At 62.0% G+C, this 17,513-nt stretch carries 16 protein-coding genes; 10 read left to right on the plus strand and 6 right to left on the minus strand.

Going from position 1 to position 17,513, the window contains the following annotated elements:
• Positions 1 to 335: 335 nt before the first annotated feature.
• Positions 336 to 1,370 carry a LacI family DNA-binding transcriptional regulator gene (locus FJ980_RS09595; protein ID WP_140542663.1) on the minus strand — a complete coding sequence of 345 codons (1,035 nt, stop codon included), beginning with the start codon at positions 1,368 to 1,370 and terminating at the stop codon, positions 336 to 338.
• Between the two features lie 197 nt (positions 1,371 to 1,567).
• Here FJ980_RS09595 and FJ980_RS09600 point away from each other — a divergent pair, with 197 nt between their 5' ends.
• The 10 genes from FJ980_RS09600 (at position 1,568) to FJ980_RS09645 (ending at position 10,762) form a co-directional block, all read left to right on the plus strand.
• The gene (locus FJ980_RS09600; protein WP_140542664.1) at positions 1,568 to 2,614 is read left to right on the plus strand and encodes a sterol desaturase family protein; all 1,047 of its coding nucleotides are present in this window, start codon (positions 1,568 to 1,570) and stop codon (positions 2,612 to 2,614) included.
• 94 nt (positions 2,615 to 2,708) lie between these two features.
• Positions 2,709 to 3,674: a sugar ABC transporter substrate-binding protein gene (locus FJ980_RS09605; RefSeq protein WP_140542665.1), complete on the plus strand. Its 966-nt coding sequence runs from the start codon at positions 2,709 to 2,711 to the stop codon at positions 3,672 to 3,674.
• Between the two features lie 208 nt (positions 3,675 to 3,882).
• Complete coding sequence (locus FJ980_RS09610) at positions 3,883 to 4,827, plus strand: ABC transporter permease (RefSeq protein WP_246676374.1); 945 nt, start codon at positions 3,883 to 3,885, stop codon at positions 4,825 to 4,827.
• Positions 4,827 to 5,846, plus strand: coding sequence for an ABC transporter permease (locus tag FJ980_RS09615; RefSeq protein ID WP_140542711.1), 1,020 nt, complete (start codon positions 4,827 to 4,829; stop codon positions 5,844 to 5,846). The genes FJ980_RS09610 and FJ980_RS09615 overlap by 1 nt, the downstream gene beginning before the upstream one ends.
• A gap of 74 nt (positions 5,847 to 5,920) precedes the next feature.
• Positions 5,921 to 6,766, plus strand: a complete 846-nt coding sequence (locus tag FJ980_RS09620; RefSeq protein ID WP_140542667.1) for an ATP-binding cassette domain-containing protein — start codon at positions 5,921 to 5,923, stop codon at positions 6,764 to 6,766.
• Positions 6,767 to 6,844: 78 nt separating this feature from the next.
• Entirely contained in the window at positions 6,845 to 7,849 is a 1,005-nt protein-coding gene (locus FJ980_RS09625; RefSeq protein ID WP_140542668.1) for a Gfo/Idh/MocA family oxidoreductase, read from the plus strand.
• A complete protein-coding gene (locus FJ980_RS09630) occupies positions 7,846 to 8,805 on the plus strand; it encodes a sugar phosphate isomerase/epimerase (RefSeq protein WP_140542669.1) in 960 nt (319 codons plus the stop codon). Before FJ980_RS09625 ends, FJ980_RS09630 begins: the two co-directional genes overlap by 4 nt.
• A gap of 11 nt (positions 8,806 to 8,816) precedes the next feature.
• On the plus strand, positions 8,817 to 9,125 hold the full coding sequence (locus tag FJ980_RS09635; protein WP_140542670.1) for a MocE family 2Fe-2S type ferredoxin: 309 nt from the start codon (positions 8,817 to 8,819) through the stop codon (positions 9,123 to 9,125).
• 6 nt (positions 9,126 to 9,131) lie between these two features.
• Entirely contained in the window at positions 9,132 to 9,911 is a 780-nt protein-coding gene (locus FJ980_RS09640) for a TIM barrel protein (RefSeq protein ID WP_140542671.1), read from the plus strand.
• A 98-nt stretch (positions 9,912 to 10,009) separates the two neighbouring features.
• Positions 10,010 to 10,762 carry a 3-methyl-2-oxobutanoate hydroxymethyltransferase gene (locus FJ980_RS09645; protein WP_246676371.1) on the plus strand — a complete coding sequence of 251 codons (753 nt, stop codon included), beginning with the start codon at positions 10,010 to 10,012 and terminating at the stop codon, positions 10,760 to 10,762.
• A 718-nt stretch (positions 10,763 to 11,480) separates the two neighbouring features.
• Here FJ980_RS09645 and FJ980_RS09650 read toward each other — a convergent pair.
• From FJ980_RS09650 to FJ980_RS09670, 5 genes are read right to left on the minus strand one after another with little or no spacing between them, the layout of a single operon-like run.
• Positions 11,481 to 12,392: an ABC transporter permease gene (locus FJ980_RS09650; protein WP_140542673.1), complete on the minus strand. Its 912-nt coding sequence runs from the start codon at positions 12,390 to 12,392 to the stop codon at positions 11,481 to 11,483.
• A complete protein-coding gene (locus FJ980_RS09655) occupies positions 12,389 to 13,489 on the minus strand; it encodes an ABC transporter permease (protein ID WP_140542674.1) in 1,101 nt (366 codons plus the stop codon). The genes FJ980_RS09650 and FJ980_RS09655 overlap by 4 nt, the downstream gene beginning before the upstream one ends.
• Positions 13,486 to 15,009, minus strand: a complete 1,524-nt coding sequence (locus FJ980_RS09660; protein ID WP_140542712.1) for an ABC transporter ATP-binding protein — start codon at positions 15,007 to 15,009, stop codon at positions 13,486 to 13,488. Before FJ980_RS09660 ends, FJ980_RS09655 begins: the two co-directional genes overlap by 4 nt.
• Before the next feature lie 2 nt (positions 15,010 to 15,011).
• Complete coding sequence (locus FJ980_RS09665) at positions 15,012 to 16,106, minus strand: BMP family ABC transporter substrate-binding protein (RefSeq protein ID WP_176477105.1); 1,095 nt, start codon at positions 16,104 to 16,106, stop codon at positions 15,012 to 15,014.
• 26 nt (positions 16,107 to 16,132) lie between these two features.
• Positions 16,133 to 17,512, minus strand: coding sequence for an amidohydrolase (locus FJ980_RS09670; RefSeq protein ID WP_140542675.1), 1,380 nt, complete (start codon positions 17,510 to 17,512; stop codon positions 16,133 to 16,135).
• Between the last annotated feature and the right edge of the window lies 1 nt (position 17,513).

Below are 17,513 nucleotides of genomic sequence, written 5' to 3' on the forward strand. Positions count from 1 at the left end.
AGGACGAGGAAGCCCCGATCTTCCAGGTCGCCGATTACGGCCTGGTCGGCGATCTCTTCGTCATCCTGCCGGAGCTGGCAACCTATGTGTGATTTCCTTATAATCGATGCTCCATGGGAGCGGCTAACGATGGAGATTTCATATCAGATAGGTTTGGTGGTTGAGAGGATGATCGAGGTTGGAACACTCGAGCGACCCGCGCTTGAGCAAGACAACGGCCACTGCTTCGTTTGAACGACCGCTTCGCACCTCATACCGGCCTGGCGAACAGCCCCTACCATGCCCTGAAAGCGGACATTCAAATTTGGGCTTGCGAAAGTCCCAGAGAAATCGCCTTAGATGTTCTCGGGCGTGACAATTTCAAATGGTATGGATCGCTGAATGGTGGCCAGCTGCGCCTGTGGCCCAGTGACATCAATCATCGTCTGCACAAGAAGGGAAGACGTGGCTTCGAGAGGATGGCAGAGAGCTGCGGTTATCAGCCCTTCGGACAGCCCTTTCCGAGTTTCTGGGCCAATGTCGCGGCACACCACTTTGATACCTGATCGCCGCTCAGGAGAGACTTCCCTTAAAGCTCGAAGCACGCCCGTAATACCGCCGCCCACGATCAGGATTCCTGCAAGATCGTCGGTCGTCTTCAGCAACTCCGCCACCATGCGGTAAGCTTCAATTGGTTCCTCGTGGGTGGGGCGGCTTTCCTCAACTGTGAGCCGAGGCGCGTGCTCGCGCAGATAGGAGCGGAAGCTGGCGTCCGAGACATCCTGGCACTGATAACGGTGATTGCCGATGAAAACCGCGATACGGCCTGGGCCTTGCGTCGTTTGCGTGATCAGGAAGGCCGCGGTCCGTCCCAGCTTCCAATTGTCGGTGCCAACATAAGCCGCCCTTTCCGGTGCCGATTGGTCCGTGATGTAGGAGACGACCGGCTTTCCCATCTCCTTCAGGGAACGGATGGCCTGGCCAACGATCGGGTGATCCGCCGCGACCACCGCGACCGCGTCGCATTCCTCGCCGAGCGCGATAAGACGGTTCGAAATGGTCTCCGGCGTCAGAATATCGACGAAGTCGACGACAGGTTCAATGACCTCGTCCCGACGCTCGCGACAGGCAGCAATAATCTTCTTCCCGAACAGCTGGTAGAGGTCGCGGGTCGACTGCTGGAGCAGGAAACCCAACCGGTAGTGTGGCGATATTTTTCGGGCCCGATCGTCAATCGCTCCTAGGCCGTAAAACCCGATTTCCTCCGCGGCGCTCTGCACGCGTTGGACTGTCTTGGGTCGCACGGAAACGGTGCCGCCCAATATTCTGTTCACAGTCGCCACCGATACGCCTGCCGCCGTGGCGAGATCATGGATTGTCGGCCGCTTCATTGGACGCCCATCCCTTTGCAGTATCATCATGACTGAAACTAAATGATACAAATGCAATTTTGATACTATTTCTACCTTCCCCAAATATCAACCCTCCGATATGAATTGCGCCGAGTTAGGGCTCGGCCGGCTGAGCCCAGGGCGGGGCCTGATCCCTGCAGATTCCAGATCGATCCGGGTGAGGAGGCGCTGTTACGATGGATGACCTTCAGTATGGAACACGCGACAAACGCGGCAATTGGGCGCCGCACCGCCGCGCCGAGCCGGCGCCGATCTGGCACCGCCCGTTCAATGCAAAGAAGGTGATGGCCTGGATCCCGGAGTTCTTCTGGCCGTGGAACATGTTCCATCTCGCCACGTCGCTCATTTGGGTCAATCTGCTCATCCCGAGCTGGCAAAGCCTCGCGAGCTTTTCGCTGCTCAACTACCTTTGGCTGTATGGCCTCAATGCCGCCGGGATTTTTCTTTTCTACGGCTTCTTCGAGTTGCGCTATTACATCCAGCGCAAGCAGCAGAACCGTTTCAAATACAATCCGAAATTTCCGTCCGAGGTGCCCTCCGACGTGTTCTGGTTTCAAAGCCAGAACATCGACAATTTTGCCCGCTCTTTTTTCGTCACGATACCGCTGTGGACGGTGGTCGAGATCGTGATGCTGTGGGTCTATGCCAACAGCTGGGCGGTCTGGCTGCCGTGGACGACGAACTGGCTATACCTGTCGTTCCTGGTGCTTATCGCGCCGGCCGTACATGAGGTCTATTTCTTCTTCCTGCACAGGGCTATCCATTGGCCGCCGCTCTACAAATGGGTGCATTCGGTCCATCATAATTCGATCAACCCGAGCCCGTGGTCGTCGCTGTCGATGCATCCGGTCGAAGGCTTCCTCTATCACGCTGAGGCCTGGCTGCACCTGTTGATCCCGTCCAACCCGGTCTGCGCCTACTTCACACTGCACGGCGCGGGTTTCGGCGCGGTGAACGGTCACCTCGGTTTCGAGATCTTCGAAATCACCGACAAGGTCAATCTCGATAGCCATTCCTACGTACACTACCTGCATCACAAGTATTTCGAGGTGAATTACGGCGGCGACGGGCTGGTACCCCTCGATAAGCTGTTTGGCACCTGGCACGACGGCAGCAAGGAAGCCGACGAGGCCATGAAGGCACGCTTCCGCAAGAAGAAGGAAAAGATGCGGAGCCGCCAGGAAGGCCGCGGTGATCCGGCGCCTGGAATGCCGGCGGAATAACCAACCAAACGCTGTTTCGGCTGAGCCGTGAGGAGCGGGCCCGGGACAGGAAGACTTTTGTTGAAACCCCACGGGGTAATCTGGGAGGAATACCATGAAGCTTTTCAAGACACTGGTGTCGACAGCGGTGCTGATCGGGTTCAGCACCGGCGCGACGCTCGCCGCCAATATCTTCGTGGTCGGCGGCAAGCCCGACGATCCGTTCTGGTCGATTGTCAAGCGCGGCGCTGAAGACGCCGGCAAGGTGGTCGAGGCTCAGGGCGGCAAGGTTACCTGGCTCGGGCCGCAGAACTACGACAATCTCGGTGTAGACGCCGCCGAACTGATCCGCCAAGCGATCGACCAGAAGGCCGACGCCATTGTCGGCCCGGACTGGGTGCCGGAAGCTATGGACCCTGCGTTCAAGGCGGTAAAGGACGCGGGCATTCCGCTGCTTATCTACAATGCCGGCGGGTTGAAAGCGGCCGATCGCCTTGGCGCCATGAACTATGTCGGCTCGGACGATTATAAGGGCGGCGTCGCGGCCGGCGAGTACCTCACCAAGGCTGGCAACAAGAAAGGCGTCTGCATCAACACGCTGCCAGGCGCCGCCAATATCGAGGCGTTTTGCGGTGGCTTCAAGGAGGGGATGAAGAACGGCGGCGGCGAAGCCGACGTGCTGCCGTTGCCGGCCACCTCCTTCGGCTCGGCCACGGCCGTCGCGCAGGCGGTGAAGGCCTATCTGCTACAGCATCAGGACGTGAACGCCGTCTTCACCATCGGCAACGTCGATGCGAACTCGGCCATGAACGGCATTACCCAGGCCGGCAAGATCGGAAAAGTCCACCTGTGCGGCATGAATTTCGACGAGACCATCCTGAACAACATCAAGGGCGGCCAGCAGGACTGCGCGATCGACCAACAAGGCTATCTGCAAGGCTATCTCGCCGTTGCGATCCTGAACGGCCATGTCAACTATGGTTTGTCGGTGCCTACCCGTGAGATCCTGACGGGACCAGGCATCATCGACAAGGCAAATGTCGACGCCACCATCGCCGGCGTGAAAGCAGGGACGCGATAATCCTCCCGCCTGGGCCGCCCTCGCTTTTTCTGCGGGCGGCCCCTTTCCTTCTCGGCGTCGGCTGCATCGTGGCAGGTCGGCATGTTCGCGGATTACCCCAATGGCACATCCCGTGACGTCCACATCAATTCCGGCGCCGGACCGAACGCAATCCGGACTGGCCCTCGGCCGGCTGGCGCGTCGGCCGGAGTCGGGCTCGTTTCTCGGCATGGTCGCAGTTCTGCTGTTCTTCGGGCTGTTCGGCGGTAGTGGCTTTTTGTCGGCCGCCGGCACGGCCAGCTGGCTGAACATCGCTTCCGAGATCGGGATAATCGCGCTGCCGATTGGACTGCTGATGATCGCCGGGGAACTGGACATCTCGGTCGGTGCGGTGATCCCTGCTGCATCGCTCACGGCGGCCATCGTCTCCGGCCATTATGGCCTGCCCGATTGGCTCGGCATAGCGGCGGCGCTTGGCCTTGGCCTCGCGGTCGGCTTCATCAACGGCCTGTTCGTGACGAGGACAACCATCCCGTCGCTCATCATTACCATCGGCACCATGTTCGGCACGATGGGTCTGACGCTGGGGCTTACCGTCAAGATCGCCGGCAGCACCGGCGTCTCGCTTGTGCCTGACCCGCTCACCAAGCTAATCCTCGGTGATTATCTCGGCGGCATGTTCCAGGTCACGATCCTGTGGTGGGTGGTGTTCCTCGTCGGTCTGTTCTGGCTGCTGCACGTCTCACCGATCGGCAATTGGATCTATGCGCTGGGCGGCGACAAGGAGAGCGCGCGCAACGTCGGTATCCCGACCAAGCGGCTCACCATCGGCCTGTTCATGCTGTCCGGCTTCAGCGCCGCTTTCGTCGGGGTCAGCGAGGTGATGGTGTACCAGAGCGCGCAGGTTCTGGCAGGCCAGTCCTTCATCTTCAATTCTATCATGTGCGTGGTCATCGGCGGCGTTTTGCTCACGGGCGGTTTCGGCTCGATCGTCGGCATCCTGTTCGGCACGCTTACTTTCTCGATCGTGAACCAGGGCATCTACTTCACCAGCCTGGATCCCAATGTCGGCAGCGTCATCATCGGCGCGCTTCTGCTGATTGCGGTACTGACCAACGACACGTTCCGGCAATTGGCGCTCAGCTATTCGTCGAAGAAGGCAGGGCAGTCATGATGGACGTGGTCAAGTCCTTGCTGCGCCGTCCCGACGCCGGTTCCATCCTCAGTCTCGTCGGCGTGGTGCTGTTCTTCGTTCTGTTCGGCGGCGCCAATCTGGTCACGCTGGTTGGCGCGGCGAGCTGGGTCAACTTCGCGGCCAATCTCGGCATCGTCGCCATCCCCGTCGGCCTGCTGATGATCGCTGGCGAGCTCGATATTTCCATCGGCGCGTTGATCCCGGCGGGTTCGATGACCACTGCGATCCTGACCGGTTACTACGGATTCCCCATAACAGTGGGCATTGCCGGCGCGCTGGCGGTCGGCATCGCGGTGGGCCTGGTCAACGGCCTGCTGACCATTCGGACTTCGGTGCCGTCGCTGATCATCACCCTGGCCACCCTCGTCGCCATGCAGGGCGTGGTGCTCAGTGCTTCGGTGCTCCTGACCGGCAATGCCAGCGTGGCGCTCACCGCGCCGGACTGGGCAAAATTCCTGTTCGGACAGCTGATCGGCGGCTCTCACCAGGTCATCATCGTCTGGTGGCTCGCGTTCGCCGCCATCATCGGTTTCGTGCTGCACAAGACGCGTTATGGCAATTGGCTCTTTGCAATGGGCGGCGACAAGGTCAGCGCCCGCAACGCCGGCATCCCGACGGACCGCATGACCATTGCCCTGTTCGTGCTGTCCGCGGTCAGCGCCACATTCGTCGGCATCTGCCAAGCGATCCTGTTCAACTCCGCCCAGGTCTCCGGCGGCATGAACTTCATCTTCAATGCCATTGTGTCCGTCGTCGTGGGCGGCGTGCTGCTGACCGGCGGATTCGGCTCGGTCCTGGGCATCTTCGTCGGCACCATCACCTTCGCCATCGTCAGCCAGGGCATCTACTTCACCCAGATAGACCGGAACTGGTCGAACCTGATCATCGGCGTGATGCTCCTGCTGGCGGTGCTGATGAACCAGTCGTTCCGCGACTTGGCGCTGTACTTCCGGCCGCGGCACAAACAAGGCCCGCCGCGAGAGCCGGCAAACCCATGAGAAACGAGTTTCAGATCAGCCCCCGCTTCGCCGAGCACCTTGGCGCAGCCGGATGCAGATGAAGAGATGACGCCATGAACGACAAACCTGCCATTCTCGAACTGAGGAACGTCAACAAATCCTTCGGGCCGATCGACGTCCTGCACGATATTTCGCTGAGGGTGCGCGCCGGCGAAGTGCTTTGCCTGCTCGGCGACAACGGCGCCGGCAAGTCGACGCTCATCAAGACGCTGGCCGGGGTCCACAGGCCCACAAGCGGTCAGATCCTGATGGATGGTCAGCCGGTGACCTTCACCGGACCGAGCGACGCGCAGGTACGCGGAATCGCCACGGTGCACCAGTTTGGCGGCACGTTCCCCCTGATGAGCATCGGGCGGTCCTTCTTCGTCGGCGTCGAGCCGACCAAGGGTTGGGGTCCGTTCAAGATCTACGACCGCAAGCGCGCCAATGAGATCGCGGTGAAAGCGGTCCGGGATTTCGGCATCACCCGTATCGATGACGGCGACCGCCTGGTCGGCGGGTTATCGGGTGGCGAGCGCCAGTCGCTCGCTATTGCCCGCGCCGTATATTTTGGAGCGCGCGTGCTGATCCTGGACGAGCCGACCGCGGCGCTCGGCGTCAAGCAGGCCTCGCATGTGCTGCGCATCGTCAACGAGGCCAAGCGGCGTGGCCTGGCGGTGGTCTTCATCACCCACCAGGTCATGCACGCCATGGCCGTCGGCGACCATTTCGCGGTGCTGATCCGCGGCGCCATCGCCGCCGATTTCCGTAAAGGCGAGAAGTCCCGCGAGGAGATCACGGACCTGATGGCGGGCGGCGAGACCATGTCCGATCTGGAGGTCCAGGTCGAGGGTTACATGGAAACCCATGAGGGGCATCCGCCGTCGCTCCAGGTGCTGAAGGGCCCAACCGCGCACTAGACGTCACGAGGTATTCCCAGCCTGGCGCCGCTCGATGCCGCCGCTGCCCATAATTCGAAGAAGCAAAGCAGGACAGAAATGACAATTCGCATTGCAGTGATCGGCGCCGGCTTGATGGGTGCCGACCATGCCAGGGTCGTTGCCGAGGAATTGCCCGGGGCAACTCTCCAATTGGTTTGCGACATGGACGAGCAGCGCGCCCGTAGCGTCGCCGACGCGTGCGGCGCCTTCGACATTGCCACGGACCCCAAGGGCAGCATCGCGCGACAAGACGTCGACGCCGTGATCATCGCCAGCCCCGATTTCACGCATGCGCCGCTTTCGATGGTCTGCATTGCCGCCGGCAAACGGGTCCTCTGCGAAAAGCCGCTGTCACAAGCTTCGGCCGACTGCATCGCCGTGATGGAGGCCGAACAGAAGGCGGGGGCGAAATTCGTCCAGCTCGGCTTCATGCGGCGTTACGACCGCTCCTACCAGGAGATGAAGTGGGCCCTTGATGATGGCCATCTCGGCCGGGCGCTGATGATGCACAATTTCCATCGCAATGTTGAAACGCCTGCGGCCGATTTCACCGGCGCGATGGCGATCACCAATTCCGCCCCGCACGAATTCGACGTGGTGCGCTACGTGCTCGGAACCGAGTATGCGGCGATCTCTGCATTCCAGCCGAGCCGCTCCGATGCGCGCGTGGCTCCCGTTGTCATGGTGCTGGAAACAGTGGACGGGCAGCTCGTCAACATCGAGATCAACAACAATGCCGCCTATGGCTATGACGTCCGTGCCGAACTTGTCGGCGAGCGCGGTACCGTTGCGACCAATAATGTCGCCTACACCCGCACGGAGTCCGCGCTCACCCAAAGCACAAGCTATGACGTCGACTGGCGGACCCGCTACTACGATGCCTACCGCCGGCAGAACCGCGATTTCCTGCGCTTCGTCACGACCGGCGAGTTCCCCGCGACCGCCTCGGATTGCTGGGACGGCTATTGCGCCGCCATCGTCGCCGAGGCCGGCGTGAGGGCGCTGAAGGAAGCCCGCCGCACAGAGGTTCAGATGATTGCAAAGCCGGAGTTCTACGCGTGAAGCTGGGTTTCGTTTCAGACAGTCTCGGCGGTCTGCCGATCGAGGCGGTGCTCGATCACGCCCAGCGCATGGGCGTATCCGGCATCGAGGTGAACACCTGCGGGTGGTCGACCGCGCCGCATTTCCGGCTGTCGTCCATGCTGGGCAACGGGGAGGCCCAGAAGCGATTCGCTGGAGCCTTCGAGGAACGCGGGCTGGAGATCATCAGCCTGAACGCGAACGGCAATCCGTTGCATCCGACGGATCATTCCCAAGGCGAAGGATTGAGAGATACCATCCGCGTCGCCGGCGAGATGGGCATCCGCACGGTCTGCACCATGAGCGGCCTGCCGGCCGGCAGCGCCGGCGACAGCATGCCGAACTGGGTCGTGTCCTCTTGGCCGCCGGAAACACAGACCATCCTCAAATATCAATGGGAAGAAAAGCTGATCCCGTTCTGGACCGAGATCGCTGCGCTGGCGAAGGCAAACGGCGTCGAGCGCATCGCGCTCGAGCTGCACGGCAATCAGTGTGTCTATAACGTGCCCTCGCTCCTCAAACTTCGAGCAGCGGTCGGACCTGTCATTGGCGCCAATCTGGACCCCTCGCATCTGTTCTGGATGGGCGCGGACCCGCTCGCTGCCGCCGAAGCGCTGGGCGCGGCGGTTTATCATGTTCATGCCAAGGACACGCTGCTCAACCGGCCCGTTCAGGCCACGACCTCGTTGCTTGAGAATGGCAGCCTGATGGACATCCCGGCCCGCTCCTGGAGCTACATCACGCTCGGCTTCGGCCATGGCGAGGAGTGGTGGCGGCAATTCTGCTATCGGCTCAAGATGGCGGGCTATGACGGCTGGCTTTCCATCGAGCACGAAGACGTCCTCCTGAATTCGGTGGAGGGGCTGGAAAAGTCCGTCGCGCTGCTCCAGGGCGTGATGCCGTCGGCCCCTGCGGACTTCAAGCCACAAGATATCTGAGGAGATGCTCAATGCCCTGGGTCGACGCATGCGCCGCTGATGACATCGAAGCCGAGGAAGCCAAACGCTTCGACAATGGCGGCCGAACCTTCGCGATCTTCCGCAACGACGCCGATGAATATTACTGCACGGACGGGCTGTGCACGCACGAGAGGATCCACTTGGCCGACGGCCTGGTCATGGGGAATACGGTGGAATGTCCGAAGCACGCATCGATCTTCAACTTCACGACTGGCGAGGTGGAGACGCCGCCGGCTTGCGAGAATCTCAGGACGTATAAGACGAAGGTCGAGAACGGCCGCGTCATGGTCGAGGTTTGAGCCACTATGGCCCAGCCCTTCCAACTGGCCGCTTGCGCCGAGATGCTTTGGCGCGATCGCCCGATGGCTTGGCGCGTCGCGCGGCTGCATGAAATGGGTTTCGGCGTCGGATTGTGGAATTGGCCGGACCACGACCTCGCGGCGCTTGAGAAGACCGGCGCGAGCTTCACGATCATGAACGGCTATCTCGAAGGGCGGCTTGCCGACGATGAGGGCGCCGACATGCTCTTGAAGTCAGCTTCCGAGACCGCGAAGGTCGGAAAACGCCTCGGCGTTGCCCGGTTGAACCTGCACGGCACCGGGCTTGGAGAGGGCGGTATTCCCATCGTGAAGGCCGAGGTCGAGACCGGCCCCATGTGGCTGAAGGCGCGCGACACGTTGAACCGCATCTGCGACATGGCCGAAGCAGAAGATGTCGTCTTCACGCTCGAAAACCTGAACCTGCTGGACCACCCAGGCTGCCCCTTCGGCTCCACGGCGGCGGTGCTGGCTTTGGTGTCGTCGATCGACAGGCCGCAATTGCGGATCAACCTCGACCTCTATCACACGCAGATCGGCGAAGGCGACATCGTGCGCTGGTGCCAGAAGTGCCTGCCCTTCATCGGTGAGGTGCAGGTCGCCGACAATCCGGGTCGCTGCGAGCCAGGAACGGGCGAGATGAACTGGCCCTACATCGCGAGGGCCCTGTTTGACATGGGATATCGCGGGGCAGTGGGACTGGAAGCTTTTGCGCAAAATGATCCGGAAGCAGCGCTGGACGCTTTCCGGCGGGCTTTCACGATCTGAGAAACGAACTGCGGCGGAGGCTGACCATGGGCATGTATCACAACCGTCCTCATGTCGAGGACATCCGAAAGATGAAGCGGAATGGACAGAAGATATCCATGCTCTTCGTCAGCACGCCCGAGGAAGCCGCCGCCGCAGCGGCGGCGGGCATTCACATGCTTTCGATCGAAGGCCGGTATTTCGACCAGGAAATGCGGGATGCAGCTGGCAACTGTTTCGTGCAGGTCGGTCTGCCCTATGGCGGCTGGGGCAGTTTTGCAGGCCGGCCTCTTGCCACGGCGGAAGATTATCTGCGGGCGGCCTTCCATTTCGCCGGCATTGGCGGCGACGCCTTCTACTGCGCGGCCTCCTATGACGTGCAAAGGGCGCTCTGTGACAACCACCTCCCTGTCGTCGGCCATATCGGCCTGATCCCTTCCTACATCACCTGGACGGGGTGGCGAGCGGTCGGCAAGACGGCGGACGAAGCGCTCCGCCTCTGGCGACATACGAAGAGGCTCGAGGAGATCGGCGTCTTCGGGGCGGAATTGGAAGTCGTGCCTGACCGGGTGGCGAAATTCCTGACCGAGAACTCGTCATTGGTGATGCTTGGCATGGGCGCCGGCAAACATGCGGATGCGCAATATCTCTTCACCGAAGATGTCTGCGGCTACGGCAAGAACCACAAACCACGACATGGAAAGGTCTACCGAAATCTTGGTCCTGAGTTGCAGAAGATTCAGGACGAGCGCATCGCGGCGTTCAGAGAATACAGGGCCGATGTCGAGTCTGGCCGATACCCAGGCTATGAGCACACCGTTCCGATCGGAGATGCCGAGTTCGACAGCTTCATGCAAGCGGTCAAACGGTGAAACGATGCCTTTGGAGCTACCCACGTCATCACCAGCAGGCGCCAAGCAGCCGGTAGTGCGAAGCACCAAAGCGCCGACTCTCGCTGAGCTCAAAATACTGATTGCAAAGAAGGAAATGATACTTCCGGCGAAACTGGAGACAGCGGCTCGCCTAATGTTCTCGAACCCGGACTACGTCGCCTTCGAGAATTCGGTCTCGATCGCACGCCGGTGCAACATATCAACGACCACCTTATCTCGCCTCGCTCCGCGCCTCGGCTTCAGCTCGTTCAAAGAAATGCAGAACTGCTTTCGCAAGGATATCCTTGATCGAAAGGGCAGCGGAAACCGAGCTAACAAACCAATTGCATCGATCGCCAGAGCCTAAGCTGCGTTTTACTAGCCGGCGACGTCAGGTGGGCTTTCTAACCTGGCTTCCTAGAAGCCGACGGTCCGCTTCCGGCCTCATTGCGGCCATTCCAGAAATTGGGCGGGCTCATACGGAGGGATATGGGAAGCTTCGGAGTTTTGGCCCAAAAAGACTTGGTAAAATCAACGATTTCAGTACGTCCTCTGGCACACCATTATCCTTATTTATCAGTGCTTTATGGGCGGTTCGCTAATGCCAGCGACGGGATCAGCTCAGCATTTTTAAGGCATGGACTTGAGGCTTGCGTGCAGCCCTTCATGCCCCTGAGCTCAGATGTCGGGCTATTGCGCGCCCGGGCGGCGAGCGACACTATTGTTCGAAAGGCTCTCCCAGCGAAGCCACGCCGTTGAGCTTGAGCAGACGCCGGTTCGAAGAAATGATGCCCAGCACGACGATTGTCACGAGATAAGGTAGGCTCGACAGAAGTTGCGAGGAAACGTCGAGCCCAGTTGCCTGGGCTGCGAGGCTTGCGAGGGACACGGCGCCGAAGAGGCAAGCACCAAGGAAGATACGGCTGGTAAGCCAAGTGCCGAAGACGACGAGCGCGATCGCTATCCAGCCGCGCCCGGCGATCATGCCATCGGCCCAGAGCGGAGTGTAGACCACGGCCGCGTAGGCACCGGCGAAACCCGCCAACGCGCCGCCGAAAGCGACCGCGGCGAAGCGCACGGCGATTACCGGATAGCCGAGCGCACGGGCCGCCTTGGGATTCTCGCCGACGGCGCGGATGACGAGGCCGGTCTTTGTGTGGGCGAACACCGCCCAAATGGCGACGGTCGCAGCAAGCGAAAGCCACACGACAATGTCTTGGCTGAACAAGCCGCCGATGACCGGGATATCTGAAAGCCAGGGCAATGAGAGCTTCGCAAGCCCTTTGACCGTGAGGCTCTCAAAGCTCTTGCCGAACAGCGCCGACAGGCCCTGGCCGAGGATGCCGATGGCGAGGCCCGTCGCAACCTGGTTCGCCCGGAATCCCAGCGCCACGACGGCAAAGACAAGGGAAAGAGCGGCGCTGGCGAGACCAGCGGCGAGGAAACCCAGGAGATGCCCGCCGCCTTGATAGACGATGATGAAGGCAATGACTGCGCCGAGGGCCATCAGGCCCTCCACACCGAGATTGAGGACCCCGGCGCGCTCGGCCACCAGTTCGCCGAGCGCCGCCAGAAGGAACGGCGTAGCCGCCGCCAACATCCCGGCGAGGATGAACTCCAAGGCGTTCATGGCGTGCTTCCGCGGGCGGCATGGCGCCATTCGAGCCGATAGCGGACGAAGGCGACGGCGACAAGATAGGCAAGCAGCAGACTGCCCTGGAATACCCTGACCGCAGCGACCGGCAGATTTGCCGAGACCATGGCGTTATCGCCACCGATATAGAGGGCCGCCATGAGCAACGCGGAAAAGACGATGCCGACCGGGTGAAGGCCTCCGAGATAGGCGACGATGATGGCGGCATAGCCGTAGCCGGTCGAGATGGAGCGCTGCAACTGTCCGAGCGGCCCGGCCACCTCGGCCGCTCCGGCGAGCCCTGCCGCGAAGCCACCGACGAGGAGCGAAAGCCAGATCGCACGTCCTTCGTTGAAGCCGGCGTATCCGGCGGCGCGCGGCGCGAGGCCGCCGACCTGCAGCTTGTAACCCGCGAAACTCCTCTGCATGAACACCCAGGCGCCGAGGGAGAAGGCGCAGGCGACAAGCAGCGAGACGTTGACGCGGGTGCCGGGGATCAGAATCGGCACCATCGCGTCAAACTGGAACATCACCGATTGCGGGAAGTTGAAGCCATTCGGATCCTTCCAGGGGCCGAGAAGCAGATAGTTGAGCAATTGCGCGGCAACGAGCGCCAGCATCAGCGACACGAGAATCTCGTTTGCGTTGAGCTTCACGCGCCAGAAGGCCGTTAGCGACGCCCACAGCGCGCCGCCCAGCGCGCCGATGACCAGCATGGATGGCCAGATCCACTGGCCCGTTGCCTGCGGGAACCAGACGGGAATGGCGGATGCGAAAATCGCGCCGAGGATGAACTGACCCTCGGCGCCGATGTTGAAGACCTTTGCGCGAAAGCCGACCGCAAGCCCCTGCGCGATCAGCAGGAGCGGCCCCGTCTTCAGCAGGACTTCCGAGAACGAGGCCCAGGACAGGAAAGGCTCCAGAAGCATCGCGTGGAAAACGGCTACCGGATCGCGGCCCATCAGGAGGTAGAGCCCGAGATTGAGGAGTGTCGCCAGGCCGAGCGCCACGGGCGGAGCGACCAGCTTCACGGTAAGCGAGGCATGCTCCCGGCGAACCAGAACCGGAAGCAACGGCCTGGAAAGAGCACTCATGCCGGGACCTTCGTGGCCATTGATTGCGCGCCGATCATGTAGCGGCCGATCTCCTCGGGTCTGGTGTCGCGCGTCACCAGCGGCGGGCTCAGCCGGCCCTGATGGATCACCTGGATCGAATCGCAGAGTTCGAACAGTTCCTCCAACTCCTCCGAGATGACGAGGATGCCCATGCCTTCGTTGCGCAGCGCGACAAGGCGCCGGCGGATGGCGGAGGCCGCGCCGATGTCCACGCCCCAGGTGGGTTGCGCCACGAACAGCAATTTCGGGGACAGCATGATCTCGCGGCCGACGATGAACTTTTGCAGATTGCCGCCTGAAAGCGCGCTGGCCTCCGCTTCGGAACCGGGCGTGCGCACGTCATATTGCCGGATGCAGTTCTCGGTGAAAGCCTTCGCCCGGGCTGTGTCGACAAGGCCGCGTTTCAGCAGGCCGAACGGATGGGCGGTCAGAAGGCTGTTGAGGACGAGCGACATTTCCGGCACCGCGCCGCGGCCGAGCCGTTCCTCCGGAACGAAAGCGAAGCCCAGCCGGCGGCGGGCGGCCGTATCGAGCGCGCCGACATCCTTTCCCATCATGTAGATGCAATTGGACTTTTGGCGCGGCAGCACCGTTTCGCCCGAGATCAGCGCCGCGAGTTCGCTCTGCCCGTTGCCCGATATGCCCGCTATGCCGAGGATCTCACCGGCACGCACCGTCAGGTTGACATCGCAAAGCGGCACGGCGAAGGGATCGTCAGGCTGATGGTCCAGGCCCACGATTTCGAGGCGCTTTTCGCCGCCGGAATGCGCCAACACTGGCATGGGCTGCGGCATGTCGCGGCCGATCATCATGCGGGCGAGGTCGTGCGCGTCATGATCGCGCGGGTCCACGTGGCCGGTGACGCGCCCGCCGCGCAGGATGGTCGCTCGGTCGCAGACCGCCCGGATCTCCTCCAGCTTGTGCGAGATGAACAGGATCGAAACGCCGCCGTCGCGCAGCCGCCGCAAAGTCTCGAACAGCTTGTCCACCGATTGCGGCGGCAGGACGGAGGTCGGTTCGTCGAGGATCAGGAGTTGGGGTTCGGTCATAAGGCAGCGAATGATCTCCACCCGCTGCCGTTCTCCCACCGACAGCGCGTGCACATGAGCAAGCGGATCAACCTCGAGTCCGAAGTCGCGGCCGAGCGCGCGGATGTGTTCCGCGAGATCCGACTTGCCCTTGGGCACGACCAGGCGGATGTTCTCCACCACCGTCAGCGTTTCGAACAAGGAGAAATGCTGGAAGACCATGCCGATCCCCTTGCGCCTCGCATCCGCGGGGGAAGCGAGGGCCAGGGGGGCTCCTTTCCAGGTCGCCATTCCGGCGTCCGGCTGCTCGACGCCGTAGATCAGCTTCATCAGCGTCGACTTGCCCGCTCCGTTTTCCCCGAGGATCGCATGGATCGAGCGTGGAGCCACATCCAGATCGATGTCTCGATTGGCATGGATCTGGCCGTAGCTCTTGGAGATGCCGCGCAGCGACAGGAGCGGGACGGTCACGGTCACTTGGGCAGCGGCGTGGTGACACCCTTGACGTGCCAGTCCATGGCAACGATCTCGGCCCCGGTCATCGTCTTACCGGCGGGCACGCCCTCGCTGCCGTCGGCCTTGACGATCGGACCGGTAAAGGGCGAGAAGCTGCCGTCGGCGATCTTGGCTTCAACGTCCTTGATCCTGGCCATCATGTCGGCCGGGATTCCCGGGTTCCAGTCAACGACCTCGACCACCTTGTCGCCGACACCCAGGAAAGCGTTTGCGCCCTTGAAGGTGCCGGCGATGTGGGCGTCGACCGAGGCCTTGAAGAAGGGCGACCAGTCGGTCGCCACGCAGCCGAGATAGTTTTTGGGCGCGTATTTCTTCATCGACGAGTTGAGGTTGAAGGCGGGGACGCCGGCCTCTTCGCAGGCCGAGACGACGGAGGGTGTGTCCTGCGCGTTGGAGAAGATCACGTCGCATTTCTGCGCCAGCAGCGCCTTGGCGGCCTCCTGCTCCTTGGCCGGATCGAACCAGGAGTTCACCCATACGACCGAAACCTCGACATCGGGCTTTACCGCCTGCGCTCCCAGCGTGAAAGCGTTTATGGAGGTGATCAACTCGGGAATGGCGAAGGCAGAGACCGAGCCGAGCTTGCCGGTCTTCGAAAGCGCGGCCGCCGCCATGCCCATAAGGTAAGTACCTTGGGAATATTGGGCCGCGAAGGGCGAGAAGTTCGGCGCCACCTGGAAACCGGAAGCGTGCAGCACGGTTACGTCGGGATTGCGGCGCGCGATCTGCAGGGCGCCGTTCTGATAGCCGAAGGAGCCGGCGACCAGGAACTTGTTCCCGTCGGCGACCGCCTTGTTCATGATCCGGTCGGCATCGGGTCCTTCCTGTATGTTCTCGATGATGGTCACCTTCACCTTGTCGCCGTAGGCAGCCTTCACAGGCTCAAGCCCGTCGGCGAGCGCACGGCCCCAGCCGACATCGCCGACCGGCGACGGGACCACGAGCACGATGCCCAGAGGTTCGTCGGCGGCAAGCGCGCGGCCGCCCACCGCCACGACGAGCCCAGAGGCGGCCGCGCCTTTCATCAATGTTCTGCGGGTAAGATTTGTCAGCATGTCGGTTCCCCTTGTTTTGGTTTCTAAAATTCCACCGTCGCAAGCGCCGCCTCGGCTTGCGCGAACAGCCTGGCCTCGTCGAGCCCCGGGAATTCGCCTTTGGCCCAGACGATGCGGCCGTTGATCATGGTCATGTCGGTCGGCGCGCCGATACCCACCTTGGCCAGCAGGCTCAGCGGATCGTGCCGCGTGCCGACATAGTCCATGCGCCGCGTGTCGATGGCGAAAAGGTCGGCGGCCATGCGAGGCGCCAGCCTGCCGATGTCGCTGCGCCCGAGCAATGCCGCGCCTCCGGTCGTCGCATAGCCGAGAAAATCGGCCGGCTGCGGCACCGGATGGTCGCGCCTCGACGCCGACAGGCACTGCAGCATGTAGGCGGAATGGATGCAGTGCATCAGGTTGGAATTGTCGTTTGAAGCGGCGCCGTCGCAGCCCAGACCCACACTGAGTCCGAAGGCCGACATCGCCGGAATGTCGGTGATTTCGGCGCCGACGAGATAGACCGGTTCCGGGCAGTGGGCGACGCCGGTGCCGCTCGCGGCCATCTTGCGCAGCTCGTCGTGGGTCAGTTCCCAGCAATGGGCATAGAAGGTATCCGGCCCGCAGAAGCCGATGTCCGCGCAATAGTCCACCGTGCGCATGCCGTGACGGGCCTCGATTACCGGGCTTTCGCCCTCGCCGACATGGGTATGCATGCGCACCCCGCGGTCGCGCGCCAGCGCCACCGATTCCACGAAGGTGTCGCGATAGCAGTTGACTGGCTGGCAAGGCGCGACGACGACCTGCCGCATGCCGAAGGGACCGGCATCATGGTAGGCGTCGATCAGCCGGGCGCAGTCGGCGATGAATTCGTCGGTCGTTTCCAGCATGGCGTCGGGGATGGTCGAGCCTTCCGATTTGGGCAGCGTGTTGCCGCCACGTCCGGCATGGAAGCGCATGCCGAGCAGTTCGGCTGCTTGGAACTGCCGGTCGATCAGCCGCTTGCCCGCCTGCCGCGGAAAGCAATACTGATGGTCGAATGCCGTCGTGCAGCCGTGCTTTATCAGCTCGGCCATTGCCGTGACCGATGCGTGGTAGAAGCATTCCTCAGTCAGCCGCGAGAAAATGGGATAGATGCGGTCGAGCCATTCGATGACCGACAGCTTCGTCCAGTCCAGATCGGCGCGGTTGCGCACGAAGCATTGAAAGAAGTGGTGATGGGTGTTGACGAGGCCGGGATAGACGAACCAGCCAGCGGCGTCCTGCGTGATTGTTCCAACGGGCAGCTCTGCCTTGTCGAGGCCTGCGCCGATGGCCCGTATTGCCGGGCCGTCGGTCAAGACATCGACATTGCGTCGGATGTCCGGACCGTTGCCCTCGTCCACGATGACCGCAGCGCAGCCCTTCAGCAAATAGCCCGCCATG

The organism is Mesorhizobium sp. B1-1-5, from assembly GCF_006443065.1.
GTDB lineage: Bacteria > Pseudomonadota > Alphaproteobacteria > Rhizobiales > Rhizobiaceae > Mesorhizobium.

Bases quoted from the DNA above. Each gene is read 5' to 3' on its own strand.
- FJ980_RS09595 (WP_140542663.1), bottom strand. From the start codon at position 1,370: ATGAAGCGGCCGACAATCCATGATCTCGCCACGGCGGCAGGCGTATCG.
- FJ980_RS09600 (WP_140542664.1), top strand. From the start codon at position 1,568: ATGGATGACCTTCAGTATGGAACACGCGACAAACGCGGCAATTGGGCG.
- FJ980_RS09605 (WP_140542665.1), top strand. From the start codon at position 2,709: ATGAAGCTTTTCAAGACACTGGTGTCGACAGCGGTGCTGATCGGGTTC.
- FJ980_RS09610 (WP_246676374.1), top strand. From the start codon at position 3,883: ATGGTCGCAGTTCTGCTGTTCTTCGGGCTGTTCGGCGGTAGTGGCTTT.
- FJ980_RS09615 (WP_140542711.1), top strand. From the start codon at position 4,827: ATGGACGTGGTCAAGTCCTTGCTGCGCCGTCCCGACGCCGGTTCCATC.
- FJ980_RS09620 (WP_140542667.1), top strand. From the start codon at position 5,921: ATGAACGACAAACCTGCCATTCTCGAACTGAGGAACGTCAACAAATCC.
- FJ980_RS09625 (WP_140542668.1), top strand. From the start codon at position 6,845: ATGACAATTCGCATTGCAGTGATCGGCGCCGGCTTGATGGGTGCCGAC.
- FJ980_RS09635 (WP_140542670.1), top strand. From the start codon at position 8,817: ATGCCCTGGGTCGACGCATGCGCCGCTGATGACATCGAAGCCGAGGAA.
- FJ980_RS09640 (WP_140542671.1), top strand. From the start codon at position 9,132: ATGGCCCAGCCCTTCCAACTGGCCGCTTGCGCCGAGATGCTTTGGCGC.
- FJ980_RS09645 (WP_246676371.1), top strand. From the start codon at position 10,010: ATGCTCTTCGTCAGCACGCCCGAGGAAGCCGCCGCCGCAGCGGCGGCG.
- FJ980_RS09650 (WP_140542673.1), bottom strand. From the start codon at position 12,392: ATGAACGCCTTGGAGTTCATCCTCGCCGGGATGTTGGCGGCGGCTACG.
- FJ980_RS09655 (WP_140542674.1), bottom strand. From the start codon at position 13,489: ATGAGTGCTCTTTCCAGGCCGTTGCTTCCGGTTCTGGTTCGCCGGGAG.
- FJ980_RS09670 (WP_140542675.1), bottom strand. From the start codon at position 17,512: ATGGCGGGCTATTTGCTGAAGGGCTGCGCTGCGGTCATCGTGGACGAG.